Source organism: Variovorax sp. YR266, assembly GCF_900107295.1.
Classification (GTDB): Bacteria; Pseudomonadota; Gammaproteobacteria; order Burkholderiales; family Burkholderiaceae_C; genus Variovorax.
On record NZ_FNPM01000036.1, the window covers coordinates 1 to 4,197 of the forward strand.

The following is a 4,197-nucleotide window of genomic DNA, read 5'->3' on the forward strand; positions in this document are numbered from 1 at the left end:
TCCAAGTAGGCCTCGCGTCCGTCTTCGAGCGCTGCCTCGGCCGCATGAGAGGCGACGCTCATTACAAACGCAAGACTTAGCAGAACGGTTTTGTACCTCATCTCTTCGTAATCCATAGATTTCTCGAATGCCTGCTTACAGGGCCCACTCACTAAGGTCCGTTCCTGGCCGACTACGGGCTCAACCCATACGTGCGCCAGCTTCGGCGCTTGGGTAGACGACCGCGAAATCGGCATTGCACTTCGTCTCATCAAGCGGTGAAGTTCCCACTTTGGCCGAATCGGCCAGCCGGTTCTCGTAGATCATTCCGTTCTCCAAGAGTTCGATCACGAAGGGGAGTGCTGTATCCAGGTTGTCGGTGGATAGGTAAATGAGCATTGCATCAGTTCCCTCTTCGTAGTCGAAGCCGCTGTCCGTCAGAATTCCGCTCGAAACCTCAGCCAAGCGATCACGTACGACGTACCGAAGATCGGTATCTGGGTTCTCCATGCGGCGGGGATCAAGACGAATCAAGACTGACGGCATATTCCATCCTTAAGTGTTTTTGGATGACTGGTTTGCGGCAACTCTGCCCCGCATGCGTACTTCCGCTCTCGGCCGCGTCCTGCCTTTAACTCAGCGGCCTACGCGATAGCGTGGTTGTTCTCGCACCAATTCAAGTATGCGGCCGCGAAGTGATACGCGAGCTGGAACATGGCCTCGCTATCCTTGTTTGAAACATCTTCGGGGAACAAGTTTATGACGATGAAAAGCGGTCGTTCATCGGAGGCGTGAGCTAGGGCACCCTGCCACACAGGTGAGCTGAATGAACCCAGGAGCTGCTGGTTCCGCCGCTCGGCGCCCAAGCGAAGAATCGCGCAAGCATAGACAACTCGGTCCCCAATCCTGAAATTGCATTTTCCCGCTGCGCACTCCACGCTCCAGGAAGCCAACGGACCGTCCAAGTGCGTGGCGACGATTGGTCCGCCGGACAAGAGGTGTTCGCAATATGTGAGCCACTTCTTCGACAGTGCTTCTACGTGCAAAGTCGAACTTTCCAGCAGTTCCCCATCGACTGCACAGTGCATGACCCTGAATGACTCCATCACTTTCCTCCCGTGGCCGCTTTCAGTTCGATTCTGCCGCAGCAGTGAATGACTGCTTCTGGCCGACTGTAGCCTGTCGCCACCTTGGCGCGTTGGGGCCCGAAGCAGTCCCTTGCCTTTGCCCGATAGCAGTCGCTCAATACATGCGCGAATCGAAGTCGCGTTGTGCGTGCCCATCGTGCCGCTTAACGCTTGACATTGGAGGCGATGACCGACTTACCGATAGGCGGCCTCTTGATGGCAGGGTTAGGCCGCACTAGCCTCAGCTTGCCTAGCATTCTTCTGTCGCTATTTTGGATAGTGCTCTCCCCAGTGAATTTCTGAGAGATGCGCGAGGAGGAAATTGCAGTCTGCCCGCTCGACAAAATAGAACTCGTTGTATCCGAAGTCGTAGTCTGTCTTCACAAACCAACGTGAGGTCCACTTCCCGGTGTGACGATGTTCAGTCTCGTCAGAGCAAACCTTGTACTCAGAGTGCTTTTGCGTGCACGAACCATCCATTGGACCAAAGCGTTGCCAACACCAGCGATGCGCGTAGTCAAGTTCCGGATAGGCCATTTCAAGCATCACGGAGTGAGGAAACCTCTGCAAGAGATCTTCTCGCTCCCGAATCGCGATATCTCGTTCCTCGGGCGAATCATCCTCGCAGGCGAGGTAGTTCTCGATTGAGGAAAGTTTCAACGTATTTATCATCGAATTCGCGAGGTGGGCAGCAGAAGTGAAAGTCCGGTTGTGGCCGCTAGTCGACGGTGTGAATCGACTCAGCTGAGTACAGATCGTTAGATTGAATTCGCACCCGTGAGCCCGCACTCCAGTCTCGAAGCGTGAGAGATCGCGTCTGACGACTGCAATCAGAAGCGACAGTGCCGATGTACTGATATCCCATGGTCACTATTGCTCCTGCAGCGGGCTCTTTTCCAATGGATTGCAGCACGCGAAATCTCAGTGCGGCGACTATCGTCTTACCCGGCCGGTTAGGGTCGGCGGCCGACTCCTCATCAATGACGGACGCGACAAACTCGTACCGAAAACGCGCTGTTTGGTCTTGATTGCTCGATTCGCTATGAATTGGCGAACATGCCAGAGCACTGCTTTGCACAAGCGCGCTCGATATGGCCGCTATCGCCCCTGCATTCCAGGTTTTGAGCATCGTGTTGACCCTACGATTGAATGATGGCTGCTGGCCAAATTCTGCTGCAGTCGCGAAAGACCGCTGTTGGCCGACTGTAGCCGCTCAACACAGACATTTGCTCGCTTCATCGTAGAGCACTGCACTTGGGATATCTTTGAGCCATTCCGTAATCCAGATGATGTGATTCGTGAAGTGGCAACCTTCGTCCTGTGCAAAGACGATGCGTATGCGGTCTGCAGGCAGGCCACCAGAAAAGACAACGCCGGTCTCTTGCGAGACGAGCTCTGCATCAGCCGCAACTTCGGCGCCGCTCTCGCACGTCACAGAAAAACTCCATTTGGGCCAGCGATAGAGCAGGCGGGCCGTGTTGCTGAACGGCAAGACGCTCGACGACACGTCCGGCGGAGCGCTATGTTGACCCTGAAAGATTCCGGTGAGCGTTGGCTCCAAGGCCTCCAAGGGCTGGACATCTGCGGCCGATGTGATGAACGCGTGCAGGGTAAACATCAAGCAAGTACAAACGAAAAATGGGGGGGTGAATATTTGAGGCCGCATTCACCGTGCCGGCATATGTCTGTTCTTAGCCGAATTTTGGCCGATACGTCGAATGGCAGGTCTTGGCCGGAAGCACTAAACATCAAGCGCTCGCTGCCTGCGGATCTGACGCTTTTGCTCGGCACTGGGCGGCTTGTAAGAGCCGGAAAGACGACGCCGAAGAGACTTTATCGCGGCGACTTTTGCACGCAGCACATCGGGGGCAGTCACCGTCTGGGCCTCCGCCCACTCCAGTGATCCTTCGATTGGAGCCCCTCTCAAGGCGCATAAGCAAAGTGTCAGCTGATGCGACGTGGTGGCACTGGCGAACGTCTCGATCACCAGATCTCTCAACTTCTCCTGCTGATCTTCCGGTGGCGCGAGGCCGTCGTCGAAGCTCGTCAACGCGTTCAACGCGCCGAGCGCTCGCCAGAACGGATCGTCTGGTTCGTCCGAAACCGCGGTTGTCGACATGCAGTAGTCCAACAGCGCCGTTACGCAAGACTCGGTGCGAACTTCCTCAAGAACCGCAATGGCAACCGTCGCGAGCGTCCGATCGGTCAGCAAGTGCTGCAGCGAAGCAACGCCGCCGCGGCCGTAGGCGACGCAGGCCGCAGCCCAACGCGCGAGCGGCACTACCCTTGTGCCGTCCTCAAGCAGGCCGTCTTCGTGCCATCCGTGCTGCTCGCAGAGCCGTTCAATCTCATCAGCGCCGACAGCGCCATACGCCAGCGAAAACCGAATCAAGTCTTCCGGATGAACCGAGCCACCGTAGGACAGCGGTCCGGATCCCTTGGCGGCCTTGCGGGCAAGATCATTGAATTTCATCAGAATTCGGTACGCATGCTTTTGTAGCCGTCGTTTCGTTTGCCAGCTTGCAATGATCGGAGACTAGGCCACCGTGGTGAGAGTCCGGTTTTGGCCGACTGAAGCCGCAAAGGTGCTCAGAGCGTTGGACCAGACGCGGCGAGAAACGACACCAGAAAGCAGTGGCTCAGCTACGGTTGATCTCAACGGCAATGGCATTCGCGAGGGCCATCCTTAGAGCCTGTCATTGTCCTTGGATACACAAGAGCCATCACACCCTCCTTGCTTTGAGTGGCACAAGAATCATGGCATCGCTGCGCAGGTGAGCCAAACCACTTGTCGCCATAGAGGGTGAAAAGTACGCCAGCTAAGCCAAATGTGACGACGACGAGAGCCGCAACCAAATCACGTGGCATGCCGCGCTTCTTTCTCTGGTGCTTTTGCAATCAACTGCTCCAGTATCAGTGCCACCGCCTTCAACGACTGTTCCTGGCCGAATTTTGCCCGACGCGGTGAACGCCCGGTTCTGGCCGACTGAAGTCGGACACGCCACCGTTGCGAACGGAGGTCGCCCGCCCCCCCATCGCTGTTCGACGCCTCTCCGACACTACTCTCGGAACCAAATCTTGAGCGTCACAT

4 protein-coding genes are annotated in these 4,197 nt (G+C 56.4%); all 4 read right to left on the reverse strand.

Going from position 1 to position 4,197, the window contains the following annotated elements; translation table 11 throughout:
• Positions 1-180: 180 nt before the first annotated feature.
• Positions 181-525, reverse strand: a complete 345-nt coding sequence (locus tag BLW48_RS34735; RefSeq protein ID WP_093180230.1) for a hypothetical protein — start codon at positions 523-525, stop codon at positions 181-183.
• Positions 526-1,373: 848 nt separating this feature from the next.
• Entirely contained in the window at positions 1,374-1,766 is a 393-nt protein-coding gene (locus BLW48_RS34745) for a hypothetical protein (RefSeq protein ID WP_143047879.1), read from the reverse strand.
• Between the two features lie 553 nt (positions 1,767-2,319).
• On the reverse strand, positions 2,320-2,724 hold the full coding sequence (locus BLW48_RS34750) for a hypothetical protein (RefSeq protein ID WP_143047880.1): 405 nt from the start codon (positions 2,722-2,724) through the stop codon (positions 2,320-2,322).
• A 123-nt stretch (positions 2,725-2,847) separates the two neighbouring features.
• Positions 2,848-3,579 carry a hypothetical protein gene (locus BLW48_RS34755; RefSeq protein ID WP_093180236.1) on the reverse strand — a complete coding sequence of 244 codons (732 nt, stop codon included), beginning with the start codon at positions 3,577-3,579 and terminating at the stop codon, positions 2,848-2,850.
• Positions 3,580-4,197: the final 618 nt, after the last annotated feature.